Origin of the sequence: Methylomarinum vadi, from assembly GCF_000733935.1 — a bacterium.
Lineage (GTDB): Bacteria > Pseudomonadota > Gammaproteobacteria > Methylococcales > Methylomonadaceae > Methylomarinum > Methylomarinum vadi.
Map to the genome: position 1 here is coordinate 2,731,538 of NZ_JPON01000001.1, position 15,503 is coordinate 2,747,040.

A 15,503-nucleotide genomic window follows, 5' to 3' on the forward strand; every position below is an offset into this window, starting at 1 on the left:
GGGATATAGCGTAATTAATTATCCATCATAAGGTTTAAACCACCGGCTTTAGCCGGTCAGCTTTAGCTGCGATAATTTGCCCAAGGAGGTGGCGATGGACTATAGATACGGCAGCCATACGGTTTACCAAATTGAGTATCATTTTGTTTGGGTTACGAAGTATCGTTATAAAGTGCTGAAGGATGAAATAGCCGAACGAGTGAGAGACTTGGTGCGGCAGACATGCGAAGCCTTTGAGATACGGATTATCAAAGGTGTCGTGAGCAAAGATCATGTGCACATTTTGGTGAGTGCGCCGCCGACTATGGCCCCAAGCGAAATCATGAGGCGAATCAAGGGACGAACTTCGAGCTATCTGTTCGAAGAGTTCCCGCACTTGAAAAAGCGATATTGGGGTCGACATTTTTGAGCCCGCGGTTATTTTTGCGCCACAGTGGGGCAAATGACTGATGAGATGATAAAGCAATATTTGGAGCATCACTTTGAACCTAATCCAAACGATAATTTCAAGATGGAGCCCGACTAAGACGCGTCGTTTAGTCGACGCGTATCCGGACTTTCAGTCCGTTATTGGAACCCACCCGCTTGAGCGGGTGGTTGTTTAGTATTGTTAAATAACATAGTTTAATAATGGAGCATGCCTATTCCGCTCGTGTTATTAAGTCAGTGTATTATTAAACAATTAATAAGTAATAATGATTATTATTTAACTTCAAGTTCTTATGGTTTTTGGTGCAATTTATCTCCCGCAATATGGAACTCTGGCATATAACCTGCGTTTATTTACGTGAGCCAAAAAGCTCAATGGCATCTGCCGTTGAATTAACGAGGGCAGAAAACTGTACAATCCAGAGGACAAACAATGAAAAAAAACCAAGAACTGACTTTGAAAATTGAAGATTTGGAAGAACGTATTGCGCCGCATTTAATCATTACTCCTGCTGAACCAGCTTATGAAAACGGTGTACAACCAGAAGTACATCCCCAAGCCGATGTTCATGGGCGTCTTGGGCCGTTAGCGGATGACATAGAAGGTGGCTGGAGAATCAGCACACCTGGACATGAAGTTTTGTAATCATATTCAAAATTCAGGAAGCATTACTTCTGTTTGTTTGAAAAAAGCCTTACCTTTGTTAATTACAAAGGTAAGGTCCTTAACTAAGGAAATCTCTTTACATGGAAATTTGTTTTCAACGCGTTTTTGCGTTCCTTTTTCAAAAGCGCCAATGACTTGTAATGTATAGGATTTGACTTTAAAAGGCGTCGTTTTTAATAAGTATTTCGCCTCCACTAAAATGTCAACAGAAACCAAGCCTTATTAAAATCATTGTTGAAAAGGGCTGAACCTAGGTGATGAATGTCGGAAAAACTACCTAGATTAAGGGATGACTTGATCATAAGCCCTCAACAAACGGGTGGTCAAAGGTATTACGTTATCAAAATTCCAGAAACAGGAAAGTTTTACCGATTCGGCGAGGTCGAATATTTCATTATCGAGCAATTGAAGGGAGCGAGTTGCCCTACTGATATTTGTAAAAAAGTAGGAGAACGATTCGAAAGCACCTTATCAGAACAAGCTTTGTCAACATTCGTTTCAAGTCTGCAACAGCGCGGCTTGCTCTGGCAGCAAAGCGAAATTTTACGGAATAGTGCACCGGCACCAAGAGCCATCAAAGGCACATGGTTTCATCTAAGGGTAAATTTTGTTAATCCGGATCGTCTTTTAGCCTATCTGGCCGGTAAATTAGGCTTTCTCTTTACCCCTACATTTATTTTTCTCTCTACCGCATTTTTTATTTCGGCCTGCCTTGTCGCCTTCAGTAATCAGGAAGAAATACAAAGGGATATTAGCAATCAACTGGCCATGGAAAATTTTTGGGCCTTGGGTTTGGTATTGGTTGTCACCGCCATATTGCATGAATGTTCCCATGGCCTCGCGTGTAAATATTTCGGCGGTCAGGTACGAGAGATTGGCTTTCTATTGATTTATTTCATGCCGGCATTTTTTTGCAATATCAGTGATGCCTGGCTGTTCCCGCAAAAATCCAGACGGCTGTGGGTCGCTTTCGCCGGCGCCTATTGCGAATTATTGTTGTGGGCCTTGGCGGTATTCTGTTGGCGTCTGTTTGCCGAGGAAACCCTGGTTCATTATCTGGCATTGATCATGATCGGTTCATCGGGCGTCAGAATCCTGCTGAACTTCAATCCCTTTATCAAGCTGGACGGTTATTACATGCTCAGCGATTATCTGGATATTCCCAATCTGCGATCGAAAGCGCTGCAATATTTGGGCTATAGGTTTAAAGCATTGTTCCGCAATACTCCCGAATTGCACGTTTCCCAACGGGAAAAAATTATCTACCTCGCGTACGGCATACTGGCTGGTTCGTTTTCGTTATTGATCTTAGGTTATCTCGCCTCGTTGTTGGCGACTTTCTTAATCGAACAATTTCAGGGGACGGGTTTTATCATTTTCATCGGCATTATCATGGTTATTTTTTGGAAAAAATTACAACAGTTGGGGTTCTGGATCAGCTCTCAATTTAAAAATAACGGAAACGGAACATTCGACGGCAAAAAGTGGATTAAATTCGGTGTTCCCTTAGGGGTTATCGTTCTCGTTTCGTTGCTGAAGGTTGAACTGACGGTCTCCGGCGAATTCGAAATCCAACCGCTCCATAACGCCGATATACGCGCCGAAATCGAGGCCATTATCGATGAAATTCATGTCAAAGAAGGCGATTTGGTACATAAAGGCGATTTGCTAGTTCATTTGTCCGATCGCGACTACCTGATGCAACTGCATAAAATCGAGGCAGAAATCCGCGAACATGAGGCGCAATTGAAGATGTTGACGTCCGGCGCCACTCAGGAGAAATTGCCCTGGCGCGTAGCAAGGTAGAGACGGCAAAAACCCGTTATAAACATGCGTTGAAAGCCGACCAGGAGGCCGAGCAAATTCATGCTCGCCATGTCACCAAGGTGAGAAGAGCGATTACCAAGGCCCAGGAGCAATTGAAATTCGCGGAAAAGAAACTGCAGCGTATCGAGGCTTTGTCCGATAAGCAGGTCATTCCGCAGATCACGCTGGAACAGGTTCAGGAAGAAGTCATCACCAAGCAAAATGAACTGAAGGAAGCCGAGGCCGAACTGCGAATGGTGCAGGCCTATCAACATGCCGATATTGGCAAGGAACTGGCGGTGGCGAAAAATGAAGTGCAACAGGCCGAGGCGGATTTAACGAAATTGCTGGCCGGCAACAGGCCGGAGGAAATCGAATCGATCGAGGCGGTGATCAATGCCTTGCAAATTCAGCGGCAATATTTGCAAAACGATTTGCAGAGGGTTGCTGTCGTCAGTCTGATCGATGGCGTCGTCACGACGCCGAAAATACGGGAAAAAATGGGTCAATTGGTGAAGAAAGGCGACCTAATCCTCGAAGTGTATCGCTATGACAGCGCGAAAGTCGAAATGCTGATTCCGGAAAAGGAGATCGGGGAGATTCGCATCGGCCAACCGGTGGTTTTGAAGGCGCGCGCTTATCCGGACAGATCGTTTCGGGGTGAAGTCACCGCTATTGCGCCGACCGCGATGGACGATGTCAGCGGGCTGGCGCGTAAGGTCGTACGGGTGAGTACGGAGATTGCGAATGAGGACTTGCTGTTGAAGCCGGAAATGACGGGGTATGCCAAGATCTATTGCGGCGACAGAACCGTGCTGGAGTTGTTGAGCAGAAGGTTGATGCGCTATCTTAAAGTAGAATTCTGGGCTTTGTGGTAATGATCGACTGCAAGCCGATCTTCTATGTGTTGTGGAGTTATAGAGGTGATTATAATGGAATGTTATGAATTTTCATTCAGTGCCATGGGATCTAATTGTGAATTGAAGCTTTACGCGAGTAACAGACGACATGCTCGAGAAATTGCGCAGATTGCTATTGATTCTGTCATTCGTTTAGAACAACGTTATTCTCGCTATCTAAAACAAAATATAATGGAAGATATTAATCGGATAGCTAATGTTGGAGGGATTATTGAGGTTGATCAAGAAACATCTGCTTTACTGGATTATGCTGATACTTGTTTCAATTACAGCGATGGTTTGTTTGACATAACTTCTGGCATTTTACGTAAAGCCTGGGATTTCAAGTCAAGAGTATTACCTAAAAAAGAGGATGTAGATGAGTTATTGACTCACGTAGGATGGGATAAAGTGAGTTGGCGATCTCCCGAGTTGTCTTTCCAATGCGAAGGTATGGAATTAGATTTTGGTGGTATTGTGAAAGAATATGCGGCCGATCAATGCGCAACAAAATGTTTAGAGGGTGATATTGGGCATGGTTTGATCAATCTAGGGGGAGATATACGTATTATCGGTCCTCATCCTAGTGGCCATCCTTGGCTGATCGGTATTCGTCATCCTCGTGATAAAACAAATTATATTCAGCGAGTTGAGTTGACACAAGGAGGGATATGTAGCAGTGGCGATTATGAACGATGTATCAATATTGATAATCGTTATTTCAATCATATCCTGAATCCAAAAACCGGTTGGCCTGTCAATGGACTAGCTTCAGTAACTGCCATTGCTGATTATTGTCTTGTTGCAGGAAGTATCTCTACAATTGCAATGTTAAAAGAGGAAGAGGGTAAAGAATGGCTGCAAAATAATGGCTTAAGGGCGTACTGGATAGATGTTGATGAGAACTATGGATATTCGAGTCCAGACATGAAAGAACAATATATTTAACTATCGATCAAATAGAATAAACAATTTGCTTTTCAAGGTAAGATTATTAGCAAAAATGCCATAATATAAAGTGATAGTTTAAGCTTATTCCTTGCGGTAATTTGCCGTCAGTCTAAAAGAGGAATGATTCTTCTTTGATCTATTAAAAAAGTTAAAATTATTCTCAAATTATCTTAAATAGGCCTAATATCCATTCTTCTGCAACAATTTGACTATACAATGGAATTGTTAGCAAAGTGATCGTAGATCCATGAATAAACTAAAACATATCTAACCGGTAAACTATTCAAGACGTTAACAATGAAAAATCAATCGCTTCAGGATCAGTTGTTGAATGCGGGCTTAGTCAGTGAGAACAAGGCCAAACAAGCTCGCGCCGAAAAACGAAAACAGAATAAAAAAAAGCGTAATAATAAACTCGAGTTCATTGACGAGACGAAGCAAGCGTTACAGGAAAAGAAAGCCGAACAGGCCGCGAAGGATAAGCAACTGAATGAACAGCGCCAGCAACTGGCGGAGCAACAACAGATTGCCAATCAAGTCAGGCAATTGGTGGAAAAGAATCGCTTGCCTCAGGAAAGCGGCGAAGACGGCATCGCTTATCATTTTAACGACCGGGATAAAGTCAAAACGATTTACCTGAACAAGGAGATGCGCGACAAGGTCATTGCCGGAAAGCTGGCGATTGTCCGGCTGGAACAGCAATACGAGGTAGTGAGTGCCGATGTCGCCGAGAGAATCGGGGCTTGCGCCGACGATGCTGTGGTTGTTTTATTTGGTGCCGACTCGGATTCATCTACGGAAGATGAATATGCGGATTATAAAATCCCCGATGATTTGATGTGGTGATCTAGTCGCCTTGGAATACGGTGCAGCGATTACGGCCATTTTCCTTGGATTGATACAGCGCCTGGTCGGCCCGTTCAAAGGCTTGTTCATGGCCTGTATCGCCATCAAGAAATTCGCTGATTCCGCAGGACATAGTGACGTGGACTCTTTCGCCATGATAGTGGAAATCGGAATGAGCGACTAGGCGGCGAATCTTTTCCGCGGTTACCAGGGATTGTTTGGCGCTGACATTGTGCAACAGCATGACGAATTCCTCGCCACCGTAGCGAGCGATGAAATCGGTTTCCCGGCAATTGCTTTGTAATAATTGTGCAACCAGTGCCAGCGTTTTGTCGCCGGCCTTGTGGCCATAAACATCGTTGACCTGTTTGAAATGGTCGATATCCCAAATGAGCAGGCTGGTCGGAGTACGGTAACGCTTCCAAAATTTGCAATCCATGTCGATTTTCTCGTTATAAGCGAGGCGATTGGGCAGGCCGGTCAATGAATCGAGAAAAGCCTGCGCATGGGCCCGTTTCAGGTTGTGGCGTAGCGTATTGGCCTCCTCTTCCAGATTCTGCAGTTTATGAGACATTTCCTGCAACTGTCTCTGCGAATCGCGCAAACGTATATCCTCATCTTGCTTGTAGGCTTGCAATTTGTTCGTCAATTCCTGTAAATGCAGAGTGATATTTTTTTGCAGGGCATTGAGTTCGTGGGCGCTGGAGGCGCTGATTTTAATATTGTCGATTTCCGAATGAATGGCTGCATTGAAAGAGGCGCGGTCGGAATGGGAGGCGAGGTTCGATTCGCTGGCCATCCGGGTTTGTTGATCCAATTGGCCCAATTGTTTGGATATGTCTTCCAGAAATACTTCGGTTTTGCGTTGTTCGCCCTGCACATGTTTATTAATGTCGATAATCAAGGTCACGGCGGAATCGAGCAAACCGGCAAATGCATTGTCATCCATGTCCTGACTCGTCTGCGACAGTACCCTTTTGCAATGCGGTCGAAATTTGACCGGTATGTCAATGCCGGTCAACAGTTCTTCCAGGCGTTTGATGCAATGCTCCTTGGATGTGCAGGAGGTTGACACGGAATGGTTTTTACCATTTTGGGTAAAAATTTCGTCGATGGCTTTCGACAATTTCAATAGGTCGCCATTAAGCGTCGTGATGCTACTTCCTTGTTTCAGTTTTTTTCTGATCGTGTCGATATAGGGATCGAGTTCCGGTTTTTGACCCTGGGAAAAGATCAAGAACTGGACAATCAGCCTGTACAGCAGCCTATCATCGACGTTTTTCAAGATTGACCTCGTTGTTATAGTCGTCACACATCAAAATTGGGTCTCCCCCTCAATACCTTTACCCGCTGGCAGAGACTGGACGAGGGGGCACCCAAAGAACCGAATTTTCAATGCGAACAATATAGTAAAAATTTTACACATTAGGGTGAAGTATTATCCGACAATGCAACGATTGCGGCCAAGCTTTTTGGCTTGGCGTAACGCCTGTCTTGCCCTGCTGAATGCGCTATCGCCGGTGTCCTTGTCGTCAAATTCTGTAATACCACAAGAAAGGGTAATGGCAATTTTTTTGCCGCTGGAATTGAATCCGGTCGTCTTGATCAACCGGCGTAGTTTTTCGCTAATGCTCTGTGCGGACTGGACATCAGTATCGGGTAATAGCATGATGAACTCATCACCGCCGAAGCGGGAAAGAACGTCGGTTCCCCGGCAGTTTTGCGCCAATAGGCGGGCAATGATTTTCAAGGTATTGTCGCCGGCTTTCTGGCCGAAGGACTCGTTGATTTTGGCGAATAAATCGATATCCCAGATCACCAGGCTTAAGGGTGAATGGCGACGCTGTCGCCGTTGCAGTTCCAGGGTCAACTTTTCATCGTAAGCCAGGCGGTTGGGAAGACCGGTCAGCGCATCATGGTAGGCTCGTTCCCGGGCCTGGGTTAATTTGTTTGTTCGCTCCCGGGATTCGGTCTCAAGACGTTGGATTTTTAATGCCAGTTGTTGCAGAGTCAAACGTTGCCTATTGTGTTCCAATTGTTCTTGTTGCTGCTGTGCCTGAAGTTGTTCCATGATTTGGTCCAGACGAGAGCTGAGCAATTGCTGCAAGGGTTCCAGTTGTTCGGCTTGTTTGGAAGCCTGGCGCAGTTCGTTGATTTGGGATGAAAAAGACTGGTCCAGTAAATTCTTCCTTTCCCCTTGGGTATCGTCGGTTTTCGCCATGCCGGTGGCATGCTGTCCGATATCGCCTAATTGTTCGGTCAAGTTGCTCAGAAACTGCGCCATGGCCTGTTGTTCCAGCTGGTACTGCTTTTTCATGGCAAGCATGAGGGTAAAACCGGTATCAAGAATGGAGGGTAAGTCCTCGGAGACGTTTTGCAAGCGGATTTTCAGTTGCTCCGCCTGTTCGACGAATGCTTCCGGGATTTCGGTGCTTTCCAGTAGTCGCATCAACTGTGCTCTGATCGCCTTGTCGTCCAGGCTCGGTTGATGGATTTCCGATACCACGGATCGTTCCTCGTCCATCATTGCTTGCAAAGCCGACAGCAAATCCTGCAAATCGACATTGCGTTTGTCCTGGTAAAGATGGTAAAGCCGTTCCAGTTCGGTTTGCCTGTTTGGATATTGCCGGATCAGAAATTCGATCAGCAATGCCGGATTATATTTTTCTTCTTCCAATGACGATTCGTCGAAAGTCATCAGCGCATTGGAAAAATTCTCCAGTTCCCGCTTCAGGTCGTCGCTGTTTAGGCCGTTTTTTAATTGCTGGCGCATGCGCGCTAAATAAGGATCGAGCTCTTTATGAAAACCGGTCGCGGCAAGGGCAAGCCGGGAGATGGTTTTACACAGCAGCGCTTCGTTTTCCTGATAGACTTTGGCCTGGGCGTCGTGCTCGTCGAGCAGGGAAAAATATTTCTTCTCCCATTTGCTCGTGTTTTTATTGCTCTGGAATAAATTCATGAGACGGGATGTGGCGGATTGTTTCGAAGCAAGCGAATGGCGGGAGACAGACAGGTGTCACGCTAGCGCAACACCTGTACGGAAAATGCGGCAATTTATAGCTTCGATTCCTGCGCGATCAATTCATTCATAATTTTGATCATATTGCTTTGCGACTTTGCCAGTGGGCCATTGGTTTTGTATTTGCCGTTGATGATAAGCGCGGGAACGCCGGTGATACCGTAACGGGCCGGCATGGCCTGTGCCTGGCGTACCTTGGCGTCGACCAGGAAAGAATTATAGGCGTTGCGGAATTCGGTTTCATCGACGCCATGAGCGACGAAGAACTTAGCCAAGTCATCTTCGCTACGCAAGGCCTGTTTTTTGTTTTGAATGGCATCGAACATGTCGGCATGGACTTTATCGACGACGCCGAGCGCCTCGGCGGTGAAATATGCCTTGGCGTGGTCGGCCCAAAGTTTGCTGAAAGCGGCAGGCTGGCGGATGAACTCGACATTGTCCGGTTTGTTTTTCAGCCATTCCGACAGGCTCGGCTCGAAACTGTAACAATGCGGGCAGCCGTACCAGAAAAATTCGATCACTTCGACCTTGTCGGGGTTCTGGGTCGGTTGGGGCGGCGTGATTTTTTCATAGCCCAAAGGTTGGGCAGCGGCCCAGGCCGAAAAAGTGAATAAAAGCAACAACAGTGATTTTTTTAGCATGTATTAGTTCTCCATAAATTCTTAGAGTACAGTAGTTAGTATTGTTTCGCTGGTAGAGCTAAATTAAACGCAAACATTATTGCATTGGCGCAACTATTTCAAATTGTAATCTAAGGATAGCTTGGCTGCCGATAAATGATGAATAGAACGTTGGCTTCCAGGGAGGAATATTGTATGCAGAAAAAGTTACGCTTTGCTGAATGAAATTAAAAGCAGAACTTGCATTGCGCTGATTGGAGAGCCTGAGCTTGATGAGGCCGAAAAAAAACCTCCTATATGTGGTGTTTCCCTGGCGACAAATGCGCCAGGGCGTGAAGGCATTATTTCATCATCGAAATATGGTAGGACACTGCTTTAATTTCCTTGTCGGTCATTTTCTTGGCGATCATGTGCATCATATTATCGGGATTGTTTTGACGGACGCCCTTTTTATAATCGCTCAACGATTTGATCAGATAATCGGCATGTTGTGAGCGCAAGGCCGGAAACGCGGCCGGTTTGTTGCCTTCTCCGTAAGGGCCGTGACAGGCGATACAGGCGGAAACTTCGCGTTCCAAATCGCCGTTACGGTATAAGTCGCCACCCAGGGCCATCAGCCCGTCAAGCTCTTCCTGTTTCTGTTGTTTCGCCGCTTCCAGTTCCGCTTCGTCGAGGTCGTCTTCGTCCTCATCCAGCTCCATCACCGGCGGTTGGTTGGCGCCGATTTTTTGCTCGGCGTAATAAGCGGCTAAGTTTTCCATATCGGTTTTGCTCAAACCCATCGCCAGCGGCGCCATCATCGGCGCATTGCGTTTGCCGTCTTTGAAGGCTTGCAGTTGATTGACTATATAAGACTCATGCTGGCCGGCCAATTTGGGAAAGGTGGAAACCATGCTGTTACCGTCTTCGCCATGGCAGCCCGCGCATGAGGCAGCTAGATTCTCGCCTTGTTTGGCATTGCCCTCGGCATGGGCTAAGGAAACGGCGCCTGTTAATGCCAGAGAGAGTGAAACAGTCAGCAGTTGTTTGATCATCGGCTTCCCCTTTTTTTAGGAATGAGTAGTCAATATTAAGGCAGCCGTTAACAGGCGCCAGACGTTATAATGGGCTAGATTCTACTCTATTTACTTTTTCGACGCGAGAACACGATGAATCCAATTTATCACCGGGCCCGCTTTGTCGCCAGCGCGACGAATCTCGCAAATGCGCCCGCGGACGAGGGGCTGGAAATCGCTTTTGCCGGCCGCTCCAATGCCGGGAAATCCAGCGCCATCAATGCCTTGACCGGACAAAATTCGCTGGCCCGGATCAGTAAGACACCCGGCCGCACACAATTGCTGAATTTTTTTGAAATCGACGCCGAGCGAAAATTCGTCGATTTGCCCGGTTACGGTTATGCCAAGGTTCCCGTGGCGATGAAGCAAAAATGGCAGAAAATGATGGAAACCTATCTGCACGAGCGCAAAGCCCTGTGTGGCATCGTCCTAGTCATGGACGTGCGCCATCCGCTGACGGAATTCGATTGGCAAATGGTGCAATGGTGCGAACATAGCGGATTGCCGCTGCATATTTTGTTGACCAAGGCGGATAAATTGAAATACGGCGCGGCCAAAAACACGTTGCTGAAGGTGCAGCGGGAGTTGAGCGAGGCCAGCATCGTAATTACCTTACAATTGTTTTCCGCATTGAAAAAATCCGGCATCGATGACATTCATCAAGTCCTGGATGAATGGTTTGGATTTTAGTTTTGAACGTTGGAAAATGGCTGAACTGGTGACATCCGACATTAAGATTAGGGTTTTTTAGTGGGCATTCGATGATGAAAAACGGAGCGGCAAAGAAGCGAGGTTTAACGGGCGATGTCGGCTTCAGTGACATCGATGCCGAAACTTTGGCCATTCGCTTTAGCGGCAGTTGGGTGCAGGGTGCGCAGGTCGAGCCGGTTGATCGATTATTGGCCGAATTGGACAAACGGACGCCACGACGGATGCTGTTGCAAGCAGACGATCTGCGGCAATGGGACAGCCGACTGCCGACTTATCTGTTGAAGATCATCGTTTTTTGTCAAGCCAGGAAAATCAAGGTCGATTCCAGCCAGCTTCCAGCCGGCATTCAGGGATTGCTGAAATTGGCCAGGGCGGCGCCCCAGACAAAGACAGCCAAGCCTAAGCAGCGCCTGGTATTGATCGCAACAATTGGTAACCGCTTATTAAGTGCGATTACCGATGCTCGCGAATTGCTGATTTTCGTCGGCAATATGGTGTTGGCTGTTTATGCCCTGTTGCGGGGTAAGGCGAGATTTCGCGGTGTCGATTTGTGGTTGTGCATTCAAGAGGCCGGCCCGTCCGCATTGGGCATTGTCTCCTTGATCAGCTTGCTGGTGGGTATGATTCTGGCTTTTGTCGGCGCCGTGCAATTGGCCATGTTCGGCGCGCAAATCTATATTGCCGATCTGGTGGGGTTGGGAACGGTACGGGAAATGGGCGCGTTGATGACTGCGGTAATCGTCACCGGACGCACCGGGGCCGCCTATGCCGCCCAGTTGGGGGCGATGAACGTCAACGACGAAATCGATGCCTTGAAAACCATGGGAATTTCTCCGATGGAGTTCTTGATCATGCCGCGCATGTTGGCGTTGATTGTGATGATGCCGTTATTGTGTCTGTACGCCGATTTGATCGGCATGTTGGGTGGGGCATTGGTGACGGTCAGCGTTTTCGATGTGTCGTTGGTGCAGTATTATAACGAGACAGGACGGGCGGTCGATCTGACCGATTTTATCATCGGCTTATCGAAAAGCGTGGTGTTCGCGGTACTGATTGCGACGGCTGGCTGCATACGCGGATTGCAAAGCGGCCGTAGTGCATCCGCCGTCGGTGACGCGACCACGAAGGCGGTGGTCGACAGTATCGTATATATTGTCGTGGCCGATTCGGTGATCACATTATTGTGCAATCAGCTCGAGATATGAAAACACCCCATATCACCGTGCAACATTTGACCATGACCTATGGTGATTTCCTGGTGCAGAAAGATTTGAATTTCACCATTGATCGTGGTGATGTGTTCATCGTCATGGGGGGGAGCGGTTGCGGCAAAAGTACCTTGTTGAAACATCTGATCGGCCTGAAAAGCCCGGCGCAGGGCGATGTCTTTTATGACGGCCAAAGCTTCTGGCGGTCCGGCGATGCCGAGCGAGTGAGGATTTTGCAGCGTCTCGGCGTATCGTATCAGAGCGGGGCCTTGTTCAGCTCGATGACGCTGGCCGAAAACGTGGCCTTGCCGTTGACCGAATTCAGCGAGCTAAGTAAGGTCGAAATCGCCGACATAGTCGCATATAAATTGGCCCTGGTGGGCTTAGCGGGGTTCGAGGATTTTTATCCGTCCGAACTGAGCGGGGGAATGCAAAAGCGCGCCGGTTTGGCCAGGGCGATGGCGTTGGATCCGGAAATCCTGTTTTTTGATGAACCTTCCGCCGGGTTGGACCCGCTCAGCGCCAAAATGTTGGACGATTTGATTATCAATCTCAGCCAAACGTTGAAGACGACGATCGTCGTCATCACCCATGAACTCGACAGTATTTTCGCCATCGGTACCAACTCGGTTTTTCTCGATGCCGAATCGAAAACCATGCTGGCTACCGGGCATCCGCAAACGCTATTGAGGGAATCGAAAAACGCCAAAATCATTGAATTTTTGACCCGGGGTAAAGGACATGATAGTCATAAGCCGTCACAAGATAGGTATGGTTTATGAGTAAGCCCGTTAGTCCTCTGGCGATAGGCAGTTTTACCCTCGGCGCATTGGTATTGTTGGTTGCCGGAATGTTTGTTTTCGGCGGCGGCAGCTTGTTCAATGCCGATAAATTGCGTTACGTGGTGTTTTTCGATTCCTCGCTCAATGGTTTGGAAATAGGCGCGCCGGTGAAAATGCAGGGCGTCAAGATTGGCGAGGTGACCGATATTTCCTTATTGCTCGATCCGAAATCCGCCAAGATCTACAAACCGGTCGTCATCGATATCGATCCGAACAACCTGGCGGGACCGGATCTCCATATCCTGTCCGATATCGGCAAATATCGGGACAATTTAGTCTCATCGGGATTTAGGGCCCGCCTGGAAATACAGAGTCTATTGACCGGCTTGTTGTATGTCGATTTCGATCTTTATCCGGACAAGGCCCCGGTTTACGCCGGATTGAATTACCATAATTTGCCGGAACTGCCGGGAGTGCCCACGACCACCGATGAGATCCGTAACGTCGCCGAAGAGGTGATCGAGAAAATTCGCGATCTGCCGCTGGAACAAATGATCAAGGATCTCAGCGAAAGCTTAAGGGCGGTGAAAACATTATTGACGTCCGTGGACGTCAAGGAATCCAGCGCTATGTTGAAAAATACGCTGGCGGGCATGGATCAAACCCTCAAAACCCTGAATGCCAATTTGGACCGGTTGCTCAGGAATACCGACCGGACGTTAAATAACACCAATGATTTGGTTGTCAATGTTAACCGCGAGATCAAGCCGTTATTGGTAGCGGTCGAACAAGCGGTGACGACGGCCAATAGCGCTTTGCAGACAACGCAACAATCGATGGAAAATTTTGGCGCTACGGTGGGCCCCGATTCCGCCTTAAACGATACGTTGCGGTCATTGCAACGGGCCACGCGATCGATCAGGGATTTGAGCGACTATTTGCAGCGCCATCCGGAAGCCTTGTTATCCGGCAAGGAAGAATAAGACTTGGGAGAAGGTATGAAGGTAAAACGAATCGCCACAAGACTGTTGCCGCTTACCCTGAGCCTGGCAATGGCCGGCTGTGTCGGCGGAGCGACGTCGCCGCCATCGAACTTTTATTTATTGGAACCGATTGCGGGGGACAATCGGGCGTCTTCTGGCAAGCAGGCGCGTTTGTCCGTCGCGCTGCATCCGGTCAAGGTACCGGAATATCTCGACAGGCCCCAGATCGTTACGGCAACGGCCCCAAATGCCTATCAGTTGAGCGAATTCAACCGTTGGGCGGAAGCGCTGGATGTTAATATCACGCGGGTATTGGCGCAAAATTTAACGCTGTTGGTTCCGGCAGATGTATGGTCGAGTCGCTCTTCGCTTGATGCGAAACAAGCGGCCTTGCGGTTGCGCGTCGATATCCTCGAGTTTCATATCGACCCGAAAGGGCAAGCCAAACTGGTGGCGCAATGGCGAGTTAAAAAACACGGCCAGTTATTGTGGAACCGGCAAGTATCTTATCGCGCCGAGGCCTCTAAAACGGATTATCGCCGCATGGTCGCCGCCTTGAATGACTGTTTGAATCGCTTGAGCCGCGATATTGCCCAATCATTGTCCCGATTCGTTCCTTGACTCGAATAAGAAGGGTCAGAAGGTATATTCGACGCCTTCCCGGGCCATTTCGATCTGAAACGGGGCGTCGTGGTTTTCCTCCCGGAGTTGCTGAAATAACCGGTCCAGTTCCTGGTCGGTCCGGCCAGGTTCGTGGTGAGTGAAAAACAATTTGGCGGCATTCGCCTGCGCCGCCATGGTTAGGGCCGAGCGGTAGGTGCCGTGCCCCCAGCCCCGTTTACTAAGATATTCTTGATCGGTATAGGAAGAGTCGACGATCAGGGCATCGACGTTCGCCATCGCGGCGGCAACCTCCGCCAGTTTGGCATCGACATGGCTTTGGTATTCGTTATGGTCGGGTTCGTCCGGCTGGTAAATGTTGTAGGGCGGTTCGTAGTCGCCGGTAAAAAATAGCGAATGGCCGTCGCATTCCACCCGATAACCGAAATTCAGCACCGGGTGATTGAGTATCGTCGGCGTAATGCTGGCCGTGCCGGCAGTGACGGTCTTGCCGGGCAACAGCGTATGATAGCTCAGTTTGGTTTTCAGTTCCGCTTCGCGAATCGGGAAGAAACTGTATTGTAGCTGCACTTTCATGCAGCGCTCTATGCCCTCGCCGGTGACCGGGTCGAGGCCGCCATAGATATCGATTTGATTGCCGGGACGGAAAATCGGGGTAAAAAAAGGCAAGCCCTGAATGTGATCCCAATGGGTATGGGTGATGAAAATATGGGCTTGGATGGGCAGTTTGGGGTCGAGCCGTTGCGCCAGCGCATGAATGCCGGTTCCGGCATCGAGAATGATCAGGTCGTCCACGGCGGTTCTGATTTCGATGCAGGTGGTATTGCCGCCGTATTTTAAGGTAGAGGGGCCGGGGGTGGGAATGGAGCCTCTGACGCCGCGAAATGTTACTTTCATTGTGGATCT

General features: G+C 48.3%; 16 protein-coding genes and 1 pseudogene. 11 read left to right on the plus strand and 6 right to left on the minus strand.

The window, feature by feature from the left end; all coding sequences use genetic code 11:
• Positions 1-94 precede the first annotated feature (94 nt).
• Both tnpA and EP25_RS0113575 read left to right on the plus strand, forming a co-directional pair.
• A pseudogene (gene tnpA / locus EP25_RS0113565) lies at positions 95-526 on the plus strand (IS200/IS605 family transposase).
• A gap of 336 nt (positions 527-862) precedes the next feature.
• Positions 863-1,075, plus strand: a complete 213-nt coding sequence (locus tag EP25_RS0113575) for a hypothetical protein (RefSeq protein ID WP_031434392.1) — start codon at positions 863-865, stop codon at positions 1,073-1,075.
• A 6-nt stretch (positions 1,076-1,081) separates the two neighbouring features.
• Here the strand turns inward: EP25_RS0113575 and EP25_RS0113580 are convergent, their stop codons facing one another.
• Positions 1,082-1,312, minus strand: a complete 231-nt coding sequence (locus EP25_RS0113580) for a hypothetical protein (protein ID WP_152555647.1) — start codon at positions 1,310-1,312, stop codon at positions 1,082-1,084.
• A gap of 552 nt (positions 1,313-1,864) precedes the next feature.
• On the opposite strand from EP25_RS0113580, the gene EP25_RS0113585 reads away from it, so the two are divergent.
• The 4 genes from EP25_RS0113585 (at position 1,865) to EP25_RS0113600 (ending at position 5,598) form a co-directional block, all read left to right on the plus strand.
• The gene (locus tag EP25_RS0113585) at positions 1,865-2,902 is read left to right on the plus strand and encodes a biotin/lipoyl-binding protein (protein WP_160172733.1); all 1,038 of its coding nucleotides are present in this window, start codon (positions 1,865-1,867) and stop codon (positions 2,900-2,902) included.
• Between the two features lie 29 nt (positions 2,903-2,931).
• On the plus strand, positions 2,932-3,780 hold the full coding sequence (locus EP25_RS0113590; protein WP_031434395.1) for an HlyD family secretion protein: 849 nt from the start codon (positions 2,932-2,934) through the stop codon (positions 3,778-3,780).
• Positions 3,781-3,834: 54 nt separating this feature from the next.
• Entirely contained in the window at positions 3,835-4,749 is a 915-nt protein-coding gene (locus tag EP25_RS0113595; RefSeq protein ID WP_200875033.1) for an FAD:protein FMN transferase, read from the plus strand.
• Between the two features lie 300 nt (positions 4,750-5,049).
• Positions 5,050-5,598, plus strand: a complete 549-nt coding sequence (locus EP25_RS0113600; protein WP_031434397.1) for a DUF2058 domain-containing protein — start codon at positions 5,050-5,052, stop codon at positions 5,596-5,598.
• Position 5,599: 1 nt separating this feature from the next.
• Here EP25_RS0113600 and EP25_RS0113605 read toward each other — a convergent pair whose 3' ends face one another.
• The 4 genes from EP25_RS0113605 to EP25_RS0113620 all read right to left on the minus strand — a co-directional run bounded on the left by EP25_RS0113605 (position 5,600) and on the right by EP25_RS0113620 (position 10,271).
• Positions 5,600-6,883, minus strand: coding sequence for a GGDEF domain-containing protein (locus tag EP25_RS0113605; RefSeq protein ID WP_084191040.1), 1,284 nt, complete (start codon positions 6,881-6,883; stop codon positions 5,600-5,602).
• A gap of 153 nt (positions 6,884-7,036) precedes the next feature.
• A complete protein-coding gene (locus EP25_RS0113610) occupies positions 7,037-8,557 on the minus strand; it encodes a GGDEF domain-containing protein (RefSeq protein ID WP_031434399.1) in 1,521 nt (506 codons plus the stop codon).
• A 95-nt stretch (positions 8,558-8,652) separates the two neighbouring features.
• Entirely contained in the window at positions 8,653-9,258 is a 606-nt protein-coding gene (locus tag EP25_RS0113615) for a thiol:disulfide interchange protein DsbA/DsbL (RefSeq protein WP_031434400.1), read from the minus strand.
• A gap of 320 nt (positions 9,259-9,578) precedes the next feature.
• Positions 9,579-10,271: a c-type cytochrome gene (locus EP25_RS0113620; RefSeq protein ID WP_031434401.1), complete on the minus strand. Its 693-nt coding sequence runs from the start codon at positions 10,269-10,271 to the stop codon at positions 9,579-9,581.
• 114 nt (positions 10,272-10,385) lie between these two features.
• Here EP25_RS0113620 and yihA point away from each other — a divergent pair, with 114 nt between their 5' ends.
• The 5 genes from yihA to EP25_RS0113645 all read left to right on the plus strand — a co-directional run bounded on the left by yihA (position 10,386) and on the right by EP25_RS0113645 (position 14,597).
• The gene (yihA, locus tag EP25_RS0113625) at positions 10,386-10,982 is read left to right on the plus strand and encodes a ribosome biogenesis GTP-binding protein YihA/YsxC (protein WP_031434402.1); all 597 of its coding nucleotides are present in this window, start codon (positions 10,386-10,388) and stop codon (positions 10,980-10,982) included.
• Positions 10,983-11,053: 71 nt separating this feature from the next.
• On the plus strand, positions 11,054-12,208 hold the full coding sequence (locus tag EP25_RS0113630; RefSeq protein WP_036300588.1) for an MlaE family ABC transporter permease: 1,155 nt from the start codon (positions 11,054-11,056) through the stop codon (positions 12,206-12,208).
• On the plus strand, positions 12,205-12,993 hold the full coding sequence (locus EP25_RS0113635) for an ABC transporter ATP-binding protein (RefSeq protein ID WP_031434404.1): 789 nt from the start codon (positions 12,205-12,207) through the stop codon (positions 12,991-12,993). The genes EP25_RS0113630 and EP25_RS0113635 overlap by 4 nt, the downstream gene beginning before the upstream one ends.
• Positions 12,990-13,976: an MlaD family protein gene (locus EP25_RS0113640; RefSeq protein ID WP_031434405.1), complete on the plus strand. Its 987-nt coding sequence runs from the start codon at positions 12,990-12,992 to the stop codon at positions 13,974-13,976. The genes EP25_RS0113635 and EP25_RS0113640 overlap by 4 nt, the downstream gene beginning before the upstream one ends.
• A gap of 15 nt (positions 13,977-13,991) precedes the next feature.
• Positions 13,992-14,597, plus strand: a complete 606-nt coding sequence (locus EP25_RS0113645; protein WP_031434406.1) for a PqiC family protein — start codon at positions 13,992-13,994, stop codon at positions 14,595-14,597.
• Between the two features lie 15 nt (positions 14,598-14,612).
• Here the strand turns inward: EP25_RS0113645 and EP25_RS0113650 are convergent, their stop codons facing one another.
• The gene (locus EP25_RS0113650) at positions 14,613-15,494 is read right to left on the minus strand and encodes an MBL fold metallo-hydrolase (protein ID WP_031434407.1); all 882 of its coding nucleotides are present in this window, start codon (positions 15,492-15,494) and stop codon (positions 14,613-14,615) included.
• Positions 15,495-15,503: the final 9 nt, after the last annotated feature.

What these genes read in the sequence shown, in the direction of transcription:
- EP25_RS0113575 (WP_031434392.1), top strand. Translation starts at nt 863, where the DNA reads ATGAAAAAAAACCAAGAACTGACTTTGAAAATTGAAGATTTGGAAGAA.
- EP25_RS0113585 (WP_160172733.1), top strand. Translation starts at nt 1,865, where the DNA reads ATGGAAAATTTTTGGGCCTTGGGTTTGGTATTGGTTGTCACCGCCATA.
- EP25_RS0113595 (WP_200875033.1), top strand. Translation starts at nt 3,835, where the DNA reads ATGGAATGTTATGAATTTTCATTCAGTGCCATGGGATCTAATTGTGAA.
- EP25_RS0113600 (WP_031434397.1), top strand. Translation starts at nt 5,050, where the DNA reads ATGAAAAATCAATCGCTTCAGGATCAGTTGTTGAATGCGGGCTTAGTC.
- EP25_RS0113610 (WP_031434399.1), bottom strand. Translation starts at nt 8,557, where the DNA reads ATGAATTTATTCCAGAGCAATAAAAACACGAGCAAATGGGAGAAGAAA.
- EP25_RS0113615 (WP_031434400.1), bottom strand. Translation starts at nt 9,258, where the DNA reads ATGCTAAAAAAATCACTGTTGTTGCTTTTATTCACTTTTTCGGCCTGG.
- EP25_RS0113620 (WP_031434401.1), bottom strand. Translation starts at nt 10,271, where the DNA reads ATGATCAAACAACTGCTGACTGTTTCACTCTCTCTGGCATTAACAGGC.
- yihA (WP_031434402.1), top strand. Translation starts at nt 10,386, where the DNA reads ATGAATCCAATTTATCACCGGGCCCGCTTTGTCGCCAGCGCGACGAAT.
- EP25_RS0113630 (WP_036300588.1), top strand. Translation starts at nt 11,054, where the DNA reads ATGATGAAAAACGGAGCGGCAAAGAAGCGAGGTTTAACGGGCGATGTC.
- EP25_RS0113635 (WP_031434404.1), top strand. Translation starts at nt 12,205, where the DNA reads ATGAAAACACCCCATATCACCGTGCAACATTTGACCATGACCTATGGT.
- EP25_RS0113640 (WP_031434405.1), top strand. Translation starts at nt 12,990, where the DNA reads ATGAGTAAGCCCGTTAGTCCTCTGGCGATAGGCAGTTTTACCCTCGGC.
- EP25_RS0113645 (WP_031434406.1), top strand. Translation starts at nt 13,992, where the DNA reads ATGAAGGTAAAACGAATCGCCACAAGACTGTTGCCGCTTACCCTGAGC.
- EP25_RS0113650 (WP_031434407.1), bottom strand. Translation starts at nt 15,494, where the DNA reads ATGAAAGTAACATTTCGCGGCGTCAGAGGCTCCATTCCCACCCCCGGC.